The 19,389-nt window shown below is 71.9% G+C and carries 14 protein-coding genes; all 14 read left to right on the top strand.

Annotated features, from left to right (window positions below):
• Window positions 1–33 precede the first annotated feature (33 nt).
• The 14 genes from ACH4TL_RS31925 to ACH4TL_RS31990 are packed head-to-tail and all read left to right on the top strand — an operon-like array spanning window position 34 to window position 19,380.
• Complete coding sequence (locus ACH4TL_RS31925) at window positions 34–1,353, top strand: nucleotide sugar dehydrogenase (RefSeq protein WP_398325682.1); 1,320 nt, start codon at window positions 34–36, stop codon at window positions 1,351–1,353.
• Complete coding sequence (locus ACH4TL_RS31930) at window positions 1,343–2,596, top strand: glycosyltransferase family 4 protein (RefSeq protein WP_398325685.1); 1,254 nt, start codon at window positions 1,343–1,345, stop codon at window positions 2,594–2,596. The genes ACH4TL_RS31925 and ACH4TL_RS31930 overlap by 11 nt, the downstream gene beginning before the upstream one ends.
• Complete coding sequence (locus ACH4TL_RS31935) at window positions 2,593–3,990, top strand: Wzz/FepE/Etk N-terminal domain-containing protein (protein WP_398325688.1); 1,398 nt, start codon at window positions 2,593–2,595, stop codon at window positions 3,988–3,990. The genes ACH4TL_RS31930 and ACH4TL_RS31935 overlap by 4 nt, the downstream gene beginning before the upstream one ends.
• On the top strand, window positions 3,987–5,507 hold the full coding sequence (locus ACH4TL_RS31940; protein WP_398325691.1) for a Wzz/FepE/Etk N-terminal domain-containing protein: 1,521 nt from the start codon (window positions 3,987–3,989) through the stop codon (window positions 5,505–5,507). The genes ACH4TL_RS31935 and ACH4TL_RS31940 overlap by 4 nt, the downstream gene beginning before the upstream one ends.
• Before the next feature lie 3 nt (window positions 5,508–5,510).
• Window positions 5,511–7,427 (top strand): asparagine synthase (glutamine-hydrolyzing), encoded by a 1,917-nt coding sequence (asnB, locus tag ACH4TL_RS31945; RefSeq protein WP_398325694.1) that lies wholly within the window; start codon window positions 5,511–5,513, stop codon window positions 7,425–7,427.
• Window positions 7,424–9,613: a bi-domain-containing oxidoreductase gene (locus tag ACH4TL_RS31950; protein WP_398325697.1), complete on the top strand. Its 2,190-nt coding sequence runs from the start codon at window positions 7,424–7,426 to the stop codon at window positions 9,611–9,613. The genes asnB and ACH4TL_RS31950 overlap by 4 nt, the downstream gene beginning before the upstream one ends.
• On the top strand, window positions 9,610–11,553 hold the full coding sequence (locus ACH4TL_RS31955; protein WP_398325700.1) for an alginate lyase family protein: 1,944 nt from the start codon (window positions 9,610–9,612) through the stop codon (window positions 11,551–11,553). Before ACH4TL_RS31950 ends, ACH4TL_RS31955 begins: the two co-directional genes overlap by 4 nt.
• A gap of 12 nt (window positions 11,554–11,565) precedes the next feature.
• On the top strand, window positions 11,566–13,095 hold the full coding sequence (locus ACH4TL_RS31960; RefSeq protein ID WP_398325703.1) for a right-handed parallel beta-helix repeat-containing protein: 1,530 nt from the start codon (window positions 11,566–11,568) through the stop codon (window positions 13,093–13,095).
• Window position 13,096: 1 nt separating this feature from the next.
• Window positions 13,097–14,347, top strand: a complete 1,251-nt coding sequence (locus ACH4TL_RS31965; RefSeq protein WP_398325706.1) for an O-antigen ligase domain-containing protein — start codon at window positions 13,097–13,099, stop codon at window positions 14,345–14,347.
• A gap of 2 nt (window positions 14,348–14,349) precedes the next feature.
• Window positions 14,350–15,594, top strand: coding sequence for a glycosyltransferase (locus tag ACH4TL_RS31970; protein ID WP_398325989.1), 1,245 nt, complete (start codon window positions 14,350–14,352; stop codon window positions 15,592–15,594).
• Window positions 15,591–16,880 (top strand): class I SAM-dependent methyltransferase, encoded by a 1,290-nt coding sequence (locus ACH4TL_RS31975; protein WP_398325709.1) that lies wholly within the window; start codon window positions 15,591–15,593, stop codon window positions 16,878–16,880. The genes ACH4TL_RS31970 and ACH4TL_RS31975 overlap by 4 nt, the downstream gene beginning before the upstream one ends.
• Entirely contained in the window at window positions 16,877–17,671 is a 795-nt protein-coding gene (locus ACH4TL_RS31980) for a glucose-1-phosphate cytidylyltransferase (protein WP_398325712.1), read from the top strand. Before ACH4TL_RS31975 ends, ACH4TL_RS31980 begins: the two co-directional genes overlap by 4 nt.
• A complete protein-coding gene (locus ACH4TL_RS31985; protein ID WP_398325715.1) occupies window positions 17,668–18,315 on the top strand; it encodes a PIG-L deacetylase family protein in 648 nt (215 codons plus the stop codon). Before ACH4TL_RS31980 ends, ACH4TL_RS31985 begins: the two co-directional genes overlap by 4 nt.
• A gap of 3 nt (window positions 18,316–18,318) precedes the next feature.
• A complete protein-coding gene (locus tag ACH4TL_RS31990; protein ID WP_398325718.1) occupies window positions 18,319–19,380 on the top strand; it encodes an NAD-dependent epimerase/dehydratase family protein in 1,062 nt (353 codons plus the stop codon).
• Window positions 19,381–19,389 lie beyond the last annotated feature (9 nt).

The following is a 19,389-nucleotide window of genomic DNA, read 5'->3' on the forward strand; positions in this document are numbered from 1 at the left end:
CCGCAAGGGCCTGCCCGGGGGGAGGAACGGGTCATGAGAGTCAGCGTTTTCGGGCTCGGCTACGTGGGCTGCGTATCGGCCGCGTGCCTGGCCAGCATGGGGCACCAGGTCATCGGGGTGGATGTGAACCAGGTGAAGGTCGACCTGGTCAACGACGGCAAGGCCCCGGTGGTCGAGGAGCGGATCGGCGAGCTCATCGCCGAGGTCGTGCGGACCGGAGCGTTACGCGCCACCGACGACGTCCGCGAGGCGGTCATGGGCAGCGAGGTGTCGCTGGTCTGCGTGGGCACGCCGTCGGAGCCCAACGGCAGCCTGTGCACCACGTACTTGGAGCGGGTCACCGAGCAGATCGGTGCTGCGCTGGCCGAGCGGGGCGGGCGGCACACCGTCGTGTTCCGCAGCACCATGCTCCCGGGCACCTGCCTGAACCTGCTGGTGCCGATCCTGGAGAAGTACGTCGGCCGCACGGCCGGAGTGGACATCGGGGTCGCGGTCAACCCGGAGTTCCTGCGCGAGGGCACCAGCGTGCGGGACTTCTTCGACCCGCCCAAGACCGTCATCGGCCAGCTCGACCCGGCGAGCGGCGACGCGGTGGCGGCGCTGTACGAGGGCCTGCCCGGCGAGGTGTTCCGGGTGCCGGTCCCGACGGCCGAGGCGATCAAGTACGCGGACAACGCCTTCCACGGTCTCAAGATCGGCTTCGCGAACGAACTGGGCGCGGTGTGCCAGGCGCTCGGGGTGGACTCGCACCAGGTGATGGATGTGTTCCTGGCCGACCGCAAGCTGAACATCAGCCCCGCCTACCTGCGGCCCGGCTTCGCCTTTGGCGGCTCCTGCCTGCCCAAGGACCTGCGCAGCCTGGTGCACGCGGCGCAGCGGGCCGATGTCTCGGTGCCCATCCTCGCCCACGTACTGCCCTCCAACTCCGACCATCTCCAGCGCGCGGTGGAGCTGGTCGAGCGCACCGGCAAGCGCCGGGTGGGCCTGTTCGGGCTGTCCTTCAAACCGGGCACCGACGACCTCCGCGAGAGCCCGCTCGTCGAGCTGGCGGAGCGGCTCTTCGGCAAGGGGTACGACCTCAAGATCTACGACGCCAACGTGAGCCTCTCCCGGCTGCTCGGCGCCAACCGCGAGTACATCGAGACCCGGCTGCCGCACCTCGCGCAGCTGCTCGCGGACTCCGTCGACGAGGTGCTCGAACACGCCGAGGTGTGCCTGGCCGGGACCAGGGACCCGGCCGTACTGTCGGCGCTGCCCCACGGCGGCGACGGCCCGGTGATAGTCGACCTCATCCGCCTTCCCGACGCCGAGGCGCGCCGGACCGAACCGGGGTACGTGGGCCTTGCTTGGTAACACATCGTTCGATGACACGGCCGGCGGCGACCGGACGGGCCGGCGTGCGCTGATCCTGGTGGAGAACCTGTCGGTGCCGTTCGACCGGCGGGTGTGGCAGGAGTGCACGACACTGCGCGACGCGGGCTGGACGGTGCACGTCATCTGCCCCCGGGGCAGCAAGCGGGACACGGAGCCGGAGGCCGTGATCGACGGGGTGCGGATCCACCGCTACCCGTTGCGCGCGGCCACCGGAGGACCGGCCGGCTATCTGCGGGAGTACGGATCGGCGTTGTGGCACACGGCCCGGCTGGCCCGCAAGGTCGGCCCGGTCCATGTGGTCCACGCGTGCAACCCGCCCGACCTGCTGTTCCTGCCTGCCCTGTGGCTGAAGCGGCGCGGCGCGCGGTTCGTCTTCGACCAGCACGACCTGGTGCCCGAGCTGTACCTCTCCCGGTTCGACCGCGGCGAGGATCTGCTCTACCGCGCCGTGTGCGCGCTGGAACGGCGTACCTACCGCACCGCGGACGTCGTGCTGGCCACGAACGAGAGCTACCGGGACGTCGCCCTGCGCCGGGGCGGCAAGCGGCCGGAGGACGTCTTCGTGGTGCGCAGCGCGCCCGCCGTCGAACGGTTCCAACCCGTGCCGCCGGAGCCGGAGTTGAAGCACGGCAAGCCCCATCTGCTGTGCTACCTCGGCGTCATGGGCCCCCAGGACGGCGTCGACTACGCCCTGCGGTCCCTCGCGAAGCTGCGCGACGAGCTCGGGCGGACCGACTGGCACGCGGTGTTCGTCGGCTCCGGCGACGCCTTCGACGCCATGGTGGAGCTGTCCCGGCGGCTCGGGCTCTCCGAGCAGGTGCGGTTCACCGGGCGCATACCGGACGCCGACCTGGTGCGTTACCTGTCCACCGCGGACGTGTGCCTTTCCCCCGACCCGCGCAATCCGCTCAACGACGTGTCGACCATGAACAAGGTGCTGGAGTACATGGCGATGGGCCGGCCGATCGTCTCGTTCGACCTGAAGGAGGCGCGCGTCTCCGCCGGCGACGCCGCCGTCTACGCGTCCGCCGACGACGAGGCCGAGTTCGCGCGGCTCATCGCGCTGCTCCTCGACGATCCGGAGAAGCGGGCCCGGATGGGCAAGATCGGCCAGGAGCGGATCAGCGGGCCGCTCTCCTGGCAGAACTCGCAAGCGTCGCTGCTCGCCGCCTACGCGTCGGCGGCCGACCCGGGCCGGGCGGGGAAGAGGCCGCGGCGTTGAGCGATGACACGATACGCCTGGTCACGATCGGGCGGATGATCCGTCGGCGCTGGCGGCTGCTCACCGTCCTCGCCGTGCTGGGGGCGCTCGTCGGCTACGGCACCTCCCTGCTGTTTCCGCCGCGCTACACGACGTCGGCATCGGTACTGCTGCCGGGGGCGTGGGAGCAGCGCGAGCTGCTGACCCAGGCGCAGATCGCGACCAGTTCGGTGGTGGTCGACCGCGCGGCCGCCTCGCTCGGCTGGGCCGGAGTCAGCGGCAGTGAACTGCGGGACCGGGTGAGCGCCACGGCCACCGACGGGAACATCATCGAGATCTCGGGTACGGCCGACACCCCGGAGCGCGCGCAGCGGCTCGCCGACCGCATGGCCCAGCAGTTCGTCACCTTCGCCGCGCGGCTCGCGGGCGAGGACACCGACTCCGAGGCGTCGGCCCGGCCCGAGGACCTGCGGAAGCTGGTGGTGCAGACCGGCCGCCGCATCACCGAGCTGGCCGACGCGGCCGATCCGGGGCGGACCGTGGAGAGCGTGCAGGGCCGCACCGAGCTGGAGAAGCTGCGCATCGCGCTCCAGGAGTCCATGAAGAAGCTGGACGAGGCCGACCCGGTGAGCAACAAGTCCAGCATGGTCGTCATGGGTCCCGCGGCCCGGCCGGACGGCCAGGCGGCGCCCACCAGGACGCAGCTCATCGCCGCCGGAGCGCTGCTGTTCTTCCTGCTCGCGGTCATCGGCCACCTCACCGCCGCACGGAGGAGCCGCCGGCTGCGTACCGAACCGGAGATCGCCGCGGCGCTGGGCTCGGTGCTGCTGGGCACCGTCGACGTACCTGGCGAACGGCCCGCGCACCGGCCGGAGGGCAGCGGCCCGCGAGCCCTGATCCGCCGGTTGCTCGGCGTCGACGTCCGATGGGACATACCGACGCCGCAGGCGTCAGGCGACGAGGCCAGCAGACAGATCCGCTACCGGCGGGTGTGCGCCCGCCTCCGGGACCGGCTGCCGGCCGCCCGGCGGCTGCTGGTGGTCGTACCCGAAGGCGACGGGATCGCCCGCCGGGCCGCCGAGCAGCTCGTCACCGAGTCCAAGGGCGATCCCTCCCCGTCCGCTGCGAACAGGGGATACCCCGTCCTGCGGATGGTGGAAGTGCCGGTGTCCCAGCCGCTGGTGCCGGACCGCGGCGCCGAGTCCGGTGCCCTGGTCGTGCTCAGCGCGGGCAGCTGGACCGCGGGCGAGCTGGCCGGCATCGCCGAGGCGTGTGCGGACGGCAAGCACGAGGTCGTCGGCATCGTCCTCGCCGGTCCGGTCCGGGCCCGTCCGACGCGGACCTCCGGTCATCCCGCGGACGAGACCACCCTGACGCTCGCGGTTCGCGGCCACGCGACGGGAGGTTCAGCGTGACGACGAGCACGACCCCGGAGTCGTCGGCCGCCACTCCGCTCCTCGACCTGCAGGCGCTGGTGGTGGCCGTGCGCAGGCGCCGCCGCCTCTGGTGCGCCATGGCGCTCCTCGGACTGCTGGCCGGAGCGGCGATGGCGGTCCTGCTGCCGTCGCCGCCGACCGCGGTGACCAAAGTGCTGGTCGCGCACGAGGAGGACCAGCCGAACGACACCGGAACGCTGATCCGCACCGACGTCGCGCTGCTGGGTACCACGCGGATCGCCGACTCGGCCCTGAAATCCCTCAAGTCCCCTGAAAAACCGGAGGACTTCATGCGGGACTACCGGGGCACCGGTCTGACCAACAACCTGCTCCAGATCGATGTGACAGGGGACAGCGACGCGGAAGCGGTGGCCCGGGCCAGGGCGCTCGCCGACGCGTTCGTCGCGGACCATGTGCGGCGGATGCGGGAGGCCGCGAAAGCCGAGTCCAAGGCCCTGCTCGACCAGCGTGACCGCGTACGGCGCGAACTCGCCGAGGTCAACAAGGCGATCGGCGGCCGATCGCCGGGCAGCGACCCGGGGGCGTCGGCGAGCACCGAGTCGCTCTTCGCCCGCCGCGCCGAACTCAACTCGCGGATGGCCGACTTCGACCAGCGCGCAGCGGAGGCACGCACCGGCACGCCCAAGGTCATCGCCGGAACACAGATCGTGGACGCCCCGCGCGCGGTGCCCCACTCCCTGCTCAAGACCGCCGCCACCAACGCCGCGGTCGGGCTCGTCCTCGGGCTGGCCCTCGGGCTCGCGGTGTCCGCGGTCGGCGCGGTGGTGGCGGACCGCCCCGTGCTGCGCCGGGACATCGCGGCGAACCTGGGCGCCTCGGTCATCGCGGAGCTGCCCCGCCGGTCCGGCAGGCTGTGGCAGCGCCGACGGAACCGGGCGGCACGGACCCGGCTCACCGCGTCCCTGGCCCGCACCGTGCGCGGCTCGGCGGAACCGGTGTCGCTGCTGGAACTGGGCTGTGCGCGCAGCACGAGCGCGATCGCCCTCGACCTCGCCAGGGCACTGGAGGCGGACGGGCCCGTGGTCATCGTCGACGGTCTGCCCGGCCCGCAGCTCACGGGCCGCCGCCCGAAGCCAGGGGGCCCGAAGGTGGTCAGCGGCGAGGATGCCGCCGCCGTGTCGGATCAGGAGCGCCGGTTCGGCGTCGGCTCGGTCGCGCCCGGCACCGCGTGGACCGACCTCCAGTACCTCGGTACGCAGACCGTGCTCGTCGTGCGTGCCGGGCACGGCAGCGCCGCATGGCTGCACACCGTGGCGCGGCAACTCGCGGACCAGCGCATTCCGGTGGTCGGTGTGGTGCTGATCGACCCCGATCCGCGTGACCGGACCGACGGCACGCTGTGGGACGGGCTGCACATCGCGCTGCGGGGCCACAGCGAGCGGCTCGCCCTGCGACAGGGGACGGGCCCATCACGGACGGAGCGGCCGCCGATGTGGGCCGCACGCGTCCCGGACAGCGACCAGGAGGCGCGGTAGGACATGTGTGGCATCGCAGGCACCTACCGATGGCCGGACGGAAAGGCCGTGACCGACCGGCTCACCGATACCCTCACCCATCGCGGTCCGGACGGGACGGGCCGGTACAGCCACCCCGCCGGTGACGGCGAAGTGCACCTCGGGCACCGACGGCTGGCCATCATCGACCTGTCCGGGACCGGCGCCCAGCCGATGGTCTCGGGCGGCCTCGTCCTGACGTACAACGGCGAGCTGTACAACGCGCCCGAGCTGCGCGCCGAGCTGGCCGCCGCCGGGGTGCGCTTCCGCGGCACCTCCGACACCGAGGTGCTGCTGGAAGCCTGGCGGCGCTGGGGCACCGACTGCCTGCCCCGGCTGCGCGGCATGTTCGCGTTCGGGATCTTCGACGAGCGCACCGGTGAACTGGTGCTCGCCCGCGATCAGTTGGGCATCAAGCCGCTGTTCCTGCTGCGGCGCGGCGGCGGCCTGGTGTTCGCCTCCGAGCTCAAGGCGCTCGCCGCCGCGACCGGGGGATCGCTGGAGGTGGACCATGCGGCACTGGTGGCCTCGCTCCTCTATTACTGGGTGCCGGACTCGCGCTGCGCGTTCCGCGAGGCGGAGAAGCTGCCGCCCGGGAGCTGGCTCAGATTCCGGCCCGACGGCCGGGTGGAGCGCGGCCGGTTCTGGAACCTGAAGGATGTCGCCGCCGAGGGCCGGGAGCGGGCCCGCGGCGGCGAGCAGCCGGACCTCGCCGCCATCGTCGAGGAGTCGACCAGGCGCCATCTGCTCTCCGACGTGCCGGTGGCGACCTTCCTCTCCGGCGGTCTCGACTCCAGCTACCTGACCGCGCTGGCGGCCCGCCACCAGCCCGGGATCTCCGCCTACACGATCGGGTTCCGCGCCGAGGACGCCAGGTTCGAGGCGATGCCGGACGACCTGCGCTACGCCCGGCGGGTGGCGACGCGGTTCGGCGTCGACCTGCACGAGATCGAGATCGCCCCGAACGTGCTCGACCTGCTGCCGCGGATGACGTACCACCTGGACGAGCCGATCGGTGACCCCGCCGCGATCAACACGTTCCTGATCTGCTCGGCCGCCCGGGAGGCCGGGGTCAAGGTGATGCTCTCGGGGATGGGCGCCGACGAACTGTTCGCCGGGTACCGCAAACACCTGGCCAACCTGATCGCGCTGCGCTACCAGCGCGTCCCGCGGCCGCTACGGCGCGGCGTGTCCGCGGCCGTGGAACGGCTGCCGGTCGCGACGAGCCGCCGGGGGTACCGGTCGGTGCGCTTCGCGAAGCGATTCCTCTCCTTCGCCGATCTGCCGGAGGAGACCGCGTTCCGGCGCAGCTACACCATGTACGACCAGGACGAGCTGCTCGCGCTGATCGATCCGGACCTGGCAGGCACGGTCGATGACGTGCTGACCGAGCACGCGGACGTCTACCGGGACAACGACCTCGACGACTTCGTCAACCGCATGTGCCTGGGCGACGCCCGGATGTTCCTGCCGGGCCTGAACCTCACGTACACGGACCGCTCCAGCATGGCGGCGTCGACCGAGGTGCGGGTGCCGTATGTGGACGTCGAGGTGGTGAAGGCGGCGTTCGCCGTGCCCGGCGACCGCAAGATCGTCGGACGGCAGGGCAAGGCCGTCCTCAAGGAGGCGGCCACCTCGATCCTGCCCCGGGAGATCGTGTACCGGCCCAAGGGCCTGTTCAGCGCCCCGCTGCGGGCCTGGATGAGCCGGGATCTGGCACCGCTGGTGCGCGAGGTGGTGCACGACGGCGTGCTCGTCCGTTCCGGCTTCCTGCGCCGTGACGCGCTGGCGCGGATGGTCGCCGAGGACGCCGCCGGGCAGCGGGACTTCTCCAAGCATCTGTGGCATGTGCTGACCCTCGAGTACTGGTATCGCGGCGCGACTTCTGGGGAGTTTGGGTGAAACAGGTAGTGCAGAACTACAAGAGCGGCGAGCTGGCGCTGCTCGACGTGCCGGTGCCGGGGTGCAAGCCGGGCGGTGTGCTGGTGCGCAGCGCCTACTCGCTGATATCCACCGGGACCGAGCTGATGAAGGTGTCCGAGGCGGGCATGTCGATGCTGGGCAAGGCCCGCTCCCGGCCCGATCAGGTGGCCAAGGTCGTGCAGAGCGTGGCCACCAACGGGGTGCCCGCCACCTACCGCAAGGTGATGGGCAAGCTGGACTCCTACACGCCGCTCGGCTACTCGCTGTGCGGGGTGGTCGAGCAGGTCGGCGCCGGGATCGACGACGTGAAGGTCGGCGACCTCGTGGCCTGCGCGGGCAATGAGCACGCGCTGCACGCCGAGCTGAACTGGGTGCCGAAGAACCTCTACGCACCGGTGCCGGACGGCCTCGCGCCGCGGCACGCGGCCTTCGGCACCGTCGGGTCGATCGCGTTGCAGGGCGTCCGCCAAGGCGAGTCACGGCTCGGCGACGTGGCGCTGGTCATCGGCCTCGGGCTGATCGGGCAGCTGGTGGTGCAGCTCCTCGCCGCCTCGGGAGTCCGCGTCGTCGGGGCCGACCCCGACCCGGTGCGCTGCGAGCTCGCCGAGCGCCTGGGCGCGTTGGCCTGCGGCGATCCCGCCTCCGCGGCCGTGGAGACCGCCGTCGCCGAACTCACCGGCGGGCACGGCGTGGACCAGGTGTATCTGGCCGCCGGTGGCGGCAGTAACCAGCCCGTCGAGCTGGCCGCCCGGCTGAGCCGGGACCGCGGCCGGGTCGTCGACATCGGCAAGTGCAGCCTGGACCTGCCGTGGAACGCGTACTACGAGAAGGAGCTCGACGTCCGGTTCTCCCGCTCTTACGGCCCCGGGCGCTACGACCCGGAGTACGAGCTGGAGGGGCGCGACTACCCGATCGGCTATGTGCGCTGGACCGAGCGCCGCAACCTGGCGTGCTTCCTCGACCTCCTCGCCCGCGGCAGCGTCGACGTGGAGCCCCTGGTCTCCCACATCGCCGACTTCGACCACGCCGTCGAGACGTACCAGCGGCTGAAGGACGGCGACCTGAAGGCCGTGGCCGTGCTGTTCCGGTACCCCGGCCATCCCGACCGAGTGGGGGAAACGCAGGCCCCGGCGGTGACCGTGCCCGCGGTGCGGCGCGGCGGCGGAGCGGCCACCCCGGTCCGTCTCGCCAACGCGTCGGTGCGGCTGGCGTTCATCGGCGCGGGAAACTACGCCACGTCGATGCTGCTGCCGCACCTGGAAGGGCGCGACGGCGTCGAGCTGTCCACGGTCGTCACCACGACGGCGCTGTCCGCGGCCAACGCGAAGCGGAAGTTCGGCTTCGCCGAGGCGACCACCGACCTCGACGCCGTGCTCGGCGACAAGTCCATCGACGCGGTGTTCGTGGTCACCCGCCACAGCTCGCACGCCGAACTGACCATGAGGGCGCTGCGGGCGGGCAAGGCGGTGTTCGTGGAGAAGCCCCTGGCCCTCACCGAGGACGAGCTGGCCGGTGTGCTCACGGCGGTGGAGGAGTCCGGCAACGACCGGCTCCAGGTGGGCTTCAACCGCCGGTTCGCGCCCCTGCTCCAGGAAGCCAGGAAGCGGTTCGGCGCCAGGACAGGACCGGCAAACCTCCGCTACCTGGTCAACGCGGGCCGCCTCGACCACGGCAGCTGGTACCTCCAGCAGGGCACCGAGGGCTCGCGGTTCGCGGGCGAGGGCGGACACTTCATCGACACGGCGAGCTGGCTGCTCGGGGCCGACCCGGTCTCGGTGTACGCGGCCGCCACGCCCGGCAACGAGGACCTTCAGGTCGTGCTGCGCTACCCCGACGGGTCCACCGCCACCATCGCCTACGTCACCACCGGCTCGCCGGACTTCCCCAAGGAGACGCTGGACCTGATCGCGGACGGCAAGGTGCTGCGGCTCGACGACTTCGTCCGCGCCTCGGTCCACGACCGCAAGCGGTGGGTCAGTTCGCGGCTGCCCAAGGCCCGGGACAAGGGCCAGAACGCCCAGCTGGCCGCGTTCATCAAGGCCGTACGGACCGGCGGGCCGATGCCGGTGCCGCTGGAGTCGCTGGTCGCCACCACGGCGGCCACCCTCGCCGTGCGGGCCGGTCTGGCCGGCGGTGCGCCGGTGACGTTGGCGAGGGCGCGATGACCATGACTCCCGTCTGGTACCTGCGGCGGCTGTCCCGGATGGGGCCGCGGGAGGTCGGCGGCCGGGTGGGCGACGCGGTGCGCAGGCGGCGGTGGCGGTCGGCGCCCCCGGACTGCCCGACCGTGACCGGCGCCCGGTTCACCGCGGTACTGCCCGCGGGGGCGATCGAAGCGGTGCCACCGGACGCCGCGAAACGCCTGATCGCCGAGGCGGACCGGCTGATGGCCGGGCACGCCGAGTACTTCGGGGTGGACCGCGACGACCTGGTCGACCCGGACTGGTGGTACGACCCGAAGACCGGGCGCCGGGCTCCGTCGGGCTACGCCTTCGACGTGCCGTACCGCGACGAGGACGCGGTCGGGGACATCAAGCAGATCTGGGAGCCGTCCCGGCATCAGTACCTCACCCGGCTCGCCGCCGCCTACGCGCTCACCGGGGACGAGCGGTACGCCGAGCGGGTGGCCGAGCACCTGCGGTCGTGGTGGTCGGCCAACCCGCCGCTGCGCGGGGTGCACTGGACCAGCGGCATCGAGCTGGGGATCCGGCTGCTGTCCTGGGTGTGGATCCGCCGGCTCCTCGACAGCTGGCCGGGCGCGGCCGGGCTGTTCGAGGACAACCCGGTGGCGCTGAACCAGATCTGGCACCACCAGCGCTGGCTGGCCGCCTTCCCGAGCCGGGGGTCCTCGGCGAACAACCACGTCATCGCCGAGGCCGCCGGGCAGTTCGCCGCGGCCTGCGCGTTCGGGTGGTTCCCCTCCTCGGCGCGCCTGCGGGCCGACGCGCTGCGGTCGCTGGAGCGGCACCTGCGGAGCAACACCTTCGGCTCAGGCCTCAACCGCGAGCTGGCCACCGAGTATCACGGACTGGTGCTGGAACTCGGCCTGGCCGCGGTGGCCGAGGCGGATGCCGCCGGTGTGCCGGTGCCCGCGACGGTCCGGCTGGTGCTGCTGCGGATGACCGACGCGCTCGCGGCCGTCGTGGACAACCGGCTGCGGCCGCCGCGCCAGGGGGACGCCGACGACGGGCACGGCCTGGTCGTGGACGGCGCGGACACCGACCGCTGGGCCTCGCTGCTGGCCACCGGGGACGCGGTGTTCGGCCGGCTCGCCTGGTGGCCGGAGGCGACCGGCACCGATGTGCGCACCCCGCTGCTGGCCGCGCTCATCAAACCCGCTCAACTGCCGGTGACCCGCCCGCCGGGCCGACCGGCCCACTTCGCCGACGCGGGGCTCACGATCCTGCGCGGTCCGGGAGAGATCTGGTGCCGCTGCGACGGCGGTCCGCACGGCTTCCTGTCCATCGCCGCGCATGCCCACGCGGACGCGCTGTCCGTGGAGGTCCGGCACGACGGGGTCGACGTGCTCGCCGACCCGGGGACGTACTGCTACCACGGGCAGCCCGAGTGGCGGCACTACTTCCGGTCGACCCTCGGCCACAACACCCTGCGACTGGACGGCCGTGACCAGTCCGTCTCCGGCGGCCCGTTCCTGTGGACCCGTCATGCCAAGAGCCGCGTCCTGGTCGCTGACCCGTCCGGTGCGGGCGTGGCCCGCTGGTGTGCCGAGCACGACGGCTACCAGGGCTCCGTACACCGCCGCCGGGTGGAACTGACGGCAGCGGACGCGGAGCTGAGGGTCGTCGACGAGGTGCGCGGCCCGCGCCGGGACGTACACCTGGCGTTCCACCTCGGCCCGGCGATCACCGCGGACCTGGTGGACCACCGGGCCCAGCTCACCTGGACCCGGGACGGCGAGGACCGCTCCGCGGTGCTCGACCTGCCCGGGCAGCTGTCCTGGCGGGCACACCGCGGCGAGACCGGACCGCCGCTGGGCTGGTACTCCGCCGGCTTCGGGCGCAAGGAACCCACCACCACGCTGGTCGGCACCGGCTTCGCCGACGGCACGCAGGGGTTCACCACCGTACTCAGGTTCCACGGCTAGGGGGACGGACGGGTGGTGATCAAGTGGCGGAACCGGGCGTTACCGGCGTCGGCGCTCGTCCTGCTGGCGGCGACCGGCTGTATGAGCACGTCGGGCGCCCCGGCGGCGCAGCAGACCGCCCAGCCACCCGCGTCCGCGGCCCGGTCCGTGGCCCGGGTGTGTGCCAAGCCCGCGGCCGGACCGGCGAAGGCACCGGCGGGCGCGGTGACGGTCGACCCCGCGAAGGCCGGTGACCTGGCCGCGAAGACCAAGAGCAGCCCCCCGGACACCACGTTCTGGCTCCGGCCGGGCAAGCACCGGCTCGAACCGGACCGCTACGCCCAGGTCATCCCCAAGAAGGGGGACCGCTACCTCGGCGCGCCGGGCGCGGTCCTCGACGGCCGGAAGACCAACCAGTACGCGTTCGGCGGCACCGCCCGCGACGTCACCATCCGCTACCTGACCGTGCGGGGTTTCGTCGCGCCGCACGACGAGGGCGTGGTCAACCATGACTCGGCCGACGGATGGGTGATCGAGCACGCGACGATCGAGGACAACTCCGGCGCCGGGCTGATGGCCGGTGCCCGCCAGCGGGTCCGCACCAGCTGCCTGCGCGGCAACGGCCAGTACGGCATGAACGCGTACAAGGCCAAGGGCCGCCTCCGCGGCCTGGTGGTCGAGGGCAACGAGATCGTGGGCAACAACACCGGGGACTGGGAGCGGCGGCGGAAGGGCTGCGGCTGCACCGGAGGCATCAAGTTCTGGGCCGTCGACGGCGCCGACGTACGCGGCAACTGGGTGCACGGCAACCGCGGAACCGGGTTGTGGGCGGACACCAACAACAACGACTTCCGCATCGAGGACAACGTGCTGGAGGCCAACGACGGTGCCGCGCTGATCTACGAGACCAGCTACAACGCCGTCATCAGGAAGAACACGATCCGGCGGAACAACTGGATCGAGGGCCGCAAGGCAGCCGACCGCGGCGACAGCTTCCCGCTCGCGACCGTCTATGTGTCCGAGTCCGGTGGCGAACCACGGATCAAGGCCCGCACGGACAAGATCGAGATCTACCGGAACGTGCTGGAGAACAACTGGTCCGGGATCACCCTGTGGGAAAACGCCGACCGGTTCTGCAACAGCCCGGCCAACACCTCTTCCGGTGACTGCACGCTGCTGGTCCGGGACACCGACCGCTGCGCGAAACCAGCCATCGCCAAGGCACCCCTCTACGCCGACTGCCGGTGGAAGACCCAGCGGGTGGACATCCACGACAACCGCTTCGTGCTGGACGAGTCCGTCGTCAAGTGCACCGTGAAGTGCGACCGCATGGCGGTGCTCGCCAACTACGGCACCTATCCGGACTGGTCCCCGTACCGGGGCGAAGGGGTGGCCGAGGCGATCACCCACAAGCAGCACAACCGCTGGCACGACAACGCCTACGTCGGACCGTGGCAGTTCGTCGCCCACGACCCGAGCCGGGTGCTCGACTTCGCACAGTGGCAGATCACGCCGTACCAGCAGGACGCGGGCAGCACCTTCCGCGCACGGGACGGTGGCTGAGATGAGTGGAGAGCACACACCGAAGATCGTCGGGACGGTCTGGGGGCTGCTGGTCCTCAACACGCTCGGCTCCGCCGGGGCGAAGACCATCGTCCCGCTGCCCCGCTCCCTCATCCAGATGGTCACCATGGGTGCGCTGGTCGCCGCGTTCGCGCTGGCGCTCGTGGTCAATCTCCGGCTGCGCATCCGACCCGGTGCGTACGTATTCCTGCTCACCCTGCTCCTGGTGACGAGCGTGATCTCCAGCGCGCACCTGGAGTCCGGGTTCGGCGCGCTGTTCCGCTGCTTCCGGCTGGCGCTCTTCGTCGGCACGCTGTGGCTGCTCAGCCGCTGGTGGGACGGCAGCCTGACGTTCGTCCGGCACCACATCCGGATGTACTTCGCGGTGCTCGGCTCGGTGGCCGTCGGCCTGGTCGTCTCACCGGGCGCGGCCCTGCCCGACCTCTACGGCGGGCGGCTGGTCGGCGCGCTGTGGCCGCTCACCCCGCCGCAGATCGGACAGTACGCCGCGGTGATCATCGGGCTCACCGTGCTGCTCGTACTGGGCCGCCGGACCGACAGGACGAGCGCGCTGGTGGTCATCGTGCCGTCACTCGTCCTGCTCGCGCTGACCCACACCCGGACGGCCACGCTCGGCCTGTTCCTCGGCCTGGCGCTGGCGATCGGCTCGCTCCTCCTCACCAGCGCCGCGGCCCGCCGCTTCTTCACCTGGGCGGTGCTGTGCGCCACGGTGGCCGCGGTCGGGTTCGCCTCCCTGCTCCAGGCATGGTTCCTGCGCGGACAGAGCAAGGAGAACTTCTCCAGCCTCACCGGCCGCGCCAAGGTCTGGGACGCCCTGCTGGCCGCGCCCCGGACGACCGGGGAGAAGCTGTTCGGCGTCGGCCTGGGCGACAAGTCGTTCGGCGGGCTGCCGATAGACAACAGCTGGCTGGCCGTCTACAACGAGCAGGGCCTGGTCGGCGTCGTCCTTGTCGCGGCGATCGTCATCGTGCTGGGCGGCGTCGCGCTGCTGCGGCCACCGTCGCTCCAGCGGGCCTGCGCGATCTTCCTGATCAGCTACTGCGCGATCGCGTCGTACACCGAGGCCGGTCTCGGCGACGCCTCACCGTATCTGCTGCATCTGGCCCTGGCCGCCTCGCTGTTGGCGGCACCCGCCGCGGCCGCGCCTCCCGCGAAGCCCGAAGTCCCCGCGACGCCCGAAGTCCCCGGACGACACATCCCGCGCTGGGCCCGGAAATCGGAGGTCACGTGAGCTTGCACGTTCTCGTGGTGCACAACCGCTACGCCTCGGCGCAGCCGAGCGGGGAGAACAGGGTCGTCGACCAGGAAGTGGAGCTGCTGCGCGCGGCCGGCCATCGGGTCGAGGTGTTCGAGCGGCGCAGCGACGACATCGCCGCCCGGTCCCTCCCCGGCAAGGCCGCGGTGCCGCTCCTCGTACCGTGGAACCCGGCGGTCCGCAAGGAGCTGGCCGCCCGGCTGCGCACCGAGCGGCCGGACGTGGTCCACGTCCACAACGTCTTCCCGCTGCTGTCGCCCGCGGTGCTCGCCGCCTGCGCCGACGCCGGGGTGCCCGCCGTCGCCACGCTGCACAACTACACCCAGGTCTGCCCACCGGGGACGCTGCAACGGGACGGCCGACCGTGCACCGAGTGCGTCGGCTCTGCGGTGCCGCTGCCCGCCGTCCGGCACGGCTGCTACCGGAGTTCCCGCCTCGCGACGGTGCCGCTCGCGGTCAGCCTGTCGGTCAACCGGCGGCGATGGTGGTCCGGAGTGGAGCGGTTCTTCTGCATCTCCGCGGCGCAGCGCGACGTCCTGGCGCGGGCCGGTATGCCCGCCGAGCGGCTGACGGTGAAGCACAACTTCGTCCCCGACCCGGGCGTCCGCCGAGCGGGCGGGGGAGAGCATCTGCTCTATCTCGGACGGCTCGCCGAGGCCAAGGGCGTGACGCTCCTCATGGCCGCGTGGGACGAGATCGCGGCGAGCGGCGGTGTGGGCGTACCGCTCGTGATCGCCGGGGCGGGGCCGCTGGAGCGAGAGGTGACCGCCTGGGCGGCGGGCCGCGACGACGTGGCTTACGTCGGCCTGCTGGACCCGGCGGAGTGCGCCGAGGCCATCGCGCGATCGGTCGCCGTGGTGGCTCCCTCGACGTGGCTGGAGGCGTTCGGCCTGGTGGTCGTGGAGGCGATGGCGGCCGGGGTCCCGGTCGTCGCCGCGGGCCACGGCGCTTTCGTCGAACTCGTCGAGGACGGCGTGACCGGGCTGCTGCACCAGCCGGGCGATCCCGCCTCGCTCGCGTCCGGCATGCGCCGCATCGCGGCCGAGCCGGGTCCGGGCCGGGAGATGGGCCGGGCGGCCCGGCTCCGTTACGAACAGGGCTTCAGCCCGGCCGTCGGGCTGGAGCGCCTGGTGGAGGAGTACCGCACCGCGATCGCGGGTCGGTCAGCACTGCCTCGCGGCGGGGACTCCCGCGCGAGCAGGGGGGATGGGGACAGTAGATGACACAATGCCGACTCTGCGGCTCGGAAGCGATGGCGAGCGTCGTCGACCTCGGGGCGACGCCACCGTGTGAGAGCTTTCTCGCCGCGGACCAACTGGATCAGCCGGAGCCCGCGTACCCGCTGCACCTTCGGGTCTGCACCGACTGCTGGCTCGCGCAGATACCTCCGCTGATCACGCCGGAGGAGACGTTCAGCGAGTACGCGTACTTCTCCTCCTTCTCGACCTCCTGGGTGGAGCACGCGCGCACGTTCGTCGACGGCGCCGCGGCGCGGCTGGGTCTCGGCACCGACTCCTTCGTGGTCGAGGTCGCCAGCAACGACGGTTACCTGCTGAGGCATGTGGTGGACCGCGGGATCCGCTGCCTCGGCATCGAGCCGTCGGTGAACGTCGGCGCCGCGGCACGGGACGCCGGGGTGCCCACGCTCACGGAGTTCCTGTCCCCGGACACCGGCTCGGCCGTCCGCGCCGAACACGGCCCGGCGGACCTGGTCGTGGCCAACAACGTGTACGCGCACATCCCCGACGTGGTCGGGTTCACCCGGGGACTGCGCGCCCTGGTCGCCGACGACGGCTGGGTCTCCATCGAGGTGCAGCACCTGCTGACCCTGATCGAGGAGAACCAGTACGACACGATCTACCACGAGCACTTCCAGTACTACACGGTCGCGTCCGCGATCCGGGCGCTTGCCAGCGGCGGGCTCGCGCTCGTGGACGTCGAGTTGCTGCCCACCCACGGCGGTTCCATCCGGCTGTGGGCCCGGCCCACGGAGGTGGCCGGTGAGCCGACGGATGGGGTATCCCCTGCTCGAGCGGAGCCGAGAGCTTGGGGAAGCGTGACCGACGTGCTGGCCCGGGAGAAGGCCGCCGGGTTGCAGGAGCTGTCCGGGTACACCGAGTTCTCCGCCCGGGTGGCCAAGGTGCGCCGGGATCTGCTGCGGTTCCTCATCGAAGCGGCCGAGCGCGGCGAGACGGTCGTCGGCTACGGCGCCCCGGGCAAGGGCAACACCCTGCTCAACCACTGCGGCATCCGGCCCGACCTGCTCTCGTACACGGTCGACCGCAACCCCTACAAGCACGGCCGGTTCACCCCGGGCACGCGCATCCCGATCCTGCCGCCCGAGCAGATCGCCGCTGACAAGCCGGACTATGTGCTCGTCCTCCCGTGGAACCTGCGCGCCGAGCTGACCGAGCAGCTGTCCTTCGTGCACGAATGGGGCGGCCGACTGGTCTTTCCCATCCCGGAACTGAGCATTGCCGAGGTCGCGTCCGGAAAGGGCACAGCATGAAGGTCGTTCTGTTCTGCGGCGGTTACGGGATGCGGATGCGCAGCGGTGCCGCGGACGATGTGCCCAAGCCGATGGCGATGGTCGGCCCCAGGCCGCTGATCTGGCACGTCATGCGCTACTACGCGCACTTCGGGCACACCGAGTTCATCCTGTGCCTCGGATACGGGGCCCACCACATCAAGGACTTCTTCCTCAACTACGAGGAGACGACGTCCAACGACTTCGTGCTGCGGGGCGGGCGGACCGAGCTGCTGTCCACCGACATCTCGGACTGGACGATCACGTTCGCGCAGACCGGCGTCGAGTCGCCGATCGGGGAGCGGCTGCGCCGGGTGCGGCACCACCTGGACGGCGACGAGATGTTCCTCGCCAACTACGCCGACGTGCTCACCGACGCCCCGCTGCCGGAGATGATCGACCGGTTCACCGCGCGCGACGCCGGTGCGTCGATGATGGTGGTGCCGCCGCAGTCCTCGTTCCACTGCGTGGAGTTGGGCGAGGACGGCCTCGTGGGCGGCATCACCGCGGTGAGCGAACTGCCGCTGTGGGAGAACGGCGGCTACTTCGTGCTCCGCCAGGAGGTCTTCGACCACATTCCGGAGAACGGGGACCTGGTCGCCGACGGATGCGCCCAACTGGCCAAGCAAGGACGGCTGGTGGCCCACCAGCACCGCGGCTTCTGGAAGCCGACCGACACCGTGAAGGAACGGGCCGCGCTCGACGCCGCCTACGCCAGGGGCGACCGCCCGTGGGCCGTGTGGGAACACGACAACGCGGGGGTGGGCGCGTGATCCGGCTCGGGGCCGGGCGCCCGGACCGGATCGTCGCGGTGGGCGCACACTGCGACGACATCGCCATCGGCGCGGGCGGCACACTGCTCGCGATGTGCCTCGCGCGGCCGGGCATCCGTGTCGACGCGCTGGTGCTCTCCGGCGGCGGCAGCGAGCGGGAGCAGGAGGAGCGGGCCGCGCTCGCCGCCTTCTGCCCCGGAGCCGACCTGCGGCTGACCGTGCACAAGCTGCCGGACGGCCGCCTGCCCGCGCACTGGGAAGAGGCCAAGGCGGCCGTCGAGGAACTGCGCGGACAGACCGACCCGGATCTGATCCTGGCCCCGCGCACCGACGACGCGCACCAGGACCACCGCGGCCTGGCGCGGCTGATACCCACCGCCTTCCGCGACCACCTCGTGCTCGGCTACGAGATCGTCAAGTGGGACGGCGACCTCGGCCGCCCGTCGGCGTACCAGCCGCTGTCGCCGGAGATCGCCGAACAGAAGGTGCGGCTGCTCCAGGAGCACTACCCCTCGCAGCGGCACCGGCCCTGGTACGACCGCGAGGCGTTTCTCGGCCTGGCGCGGATCCGCGGCATCGAATGCCACGAGCGATACGCCGAAGCGTTCGCCGTCACCAAACTCACGCTCAACCTGGGGGGTTGAACCATGCGCGTACTGCTGACCGGACACCAGGGCTACCTGGGAACCGTCATGGCCCCGGTCCTCGCCGCCGCCGGGCACGAGCTCGTCGGCCTCGACGCCGGGCTGTTCGCCGACTGTGTGCTGGGCCCGCGGCCCGCGGACCCTCCCCCAGTCGGTGCTGACGCGCCTGTGGGCGGTGCCCCCGGGCACCGGTTGGACCTGCGCGACGTCACGGCCGAACACGTGGCCGGGGTCGACGCCGTGATCCACCTGGCCGCGCTCTCCAACGACCCGCTGGGATCGCTGGCGCCGGAGCTCACCCACGACATCAACCACCACGCGTCCGTACGTCTTGCCCGGCTGGCCCGCGACGCCGGGGTGCGGCGCTTCCTGTACGCGTCCACCTGCTCGGTCTACGGCGCCGCCGGGGGCGACGACCTGGTGGCCGAGGACGCCCCGCTGCGCCCGGTGACGCCGTACGCGGAGTCCAAGGTGCGAGTGGAGGACGACCTGCACGACTTGGCCGACGGCGACTTCAGCCCGGTGTTCCTGCGCAACGCCACCGCCTTCGGCTACTCGCCCCGGCTGCGTGCCGACATCGTGCTGAACAACCTGGTGGGCCACGCGCTGTTGTCCGGTGAGGTGCTGGTGCTCTCCGACGGCACCCCCTGGCGCCCGCTGGTGCACGCCGTCGACATCGCACGGGCCTTCACGGCCGCGCTGACCGCGCCGCGCGAAGCGGTGCACGACCGGGCGTTCAACATCGGCAGCGAGACCAACAACGTCACGGTCGCCGAGATCGCCGGGCAGGTCGCCGAGGCGGTGTCCGGCGCGAAGGTGAGGATCACCGGGGAGAACGGTGCCGATCCGCGTTCGTACCGGGTCGACTTCTCCCGCTTCCGCACGGCCATCCCCGGCTTCGACTGCGAGTGGACGGTCAAGCAGGGCGCGCTCGAACTCGCCGACGCCTACCGGAAACACGGGCTGACCCGGGAGGACTTCGAGCAGCGCTTCACCCGCCTCGCCGTGCTGCGCGCGGCGTCCGACGCCGGCACCGTCGACGACACCCTGCGGTGGCGCCGGTGAGCACGCAGG

Origin of the sequence: Streptomyces sp. NPDC021115, assembly GCF_044333065.1 — a bacterium.
In the GTDB taxonomy this organism is placed as follows: Bacteria; Actinomycetota; Actinomycetes; order Streptomycetales; family Streptomycetaceae; genus Streptomyces.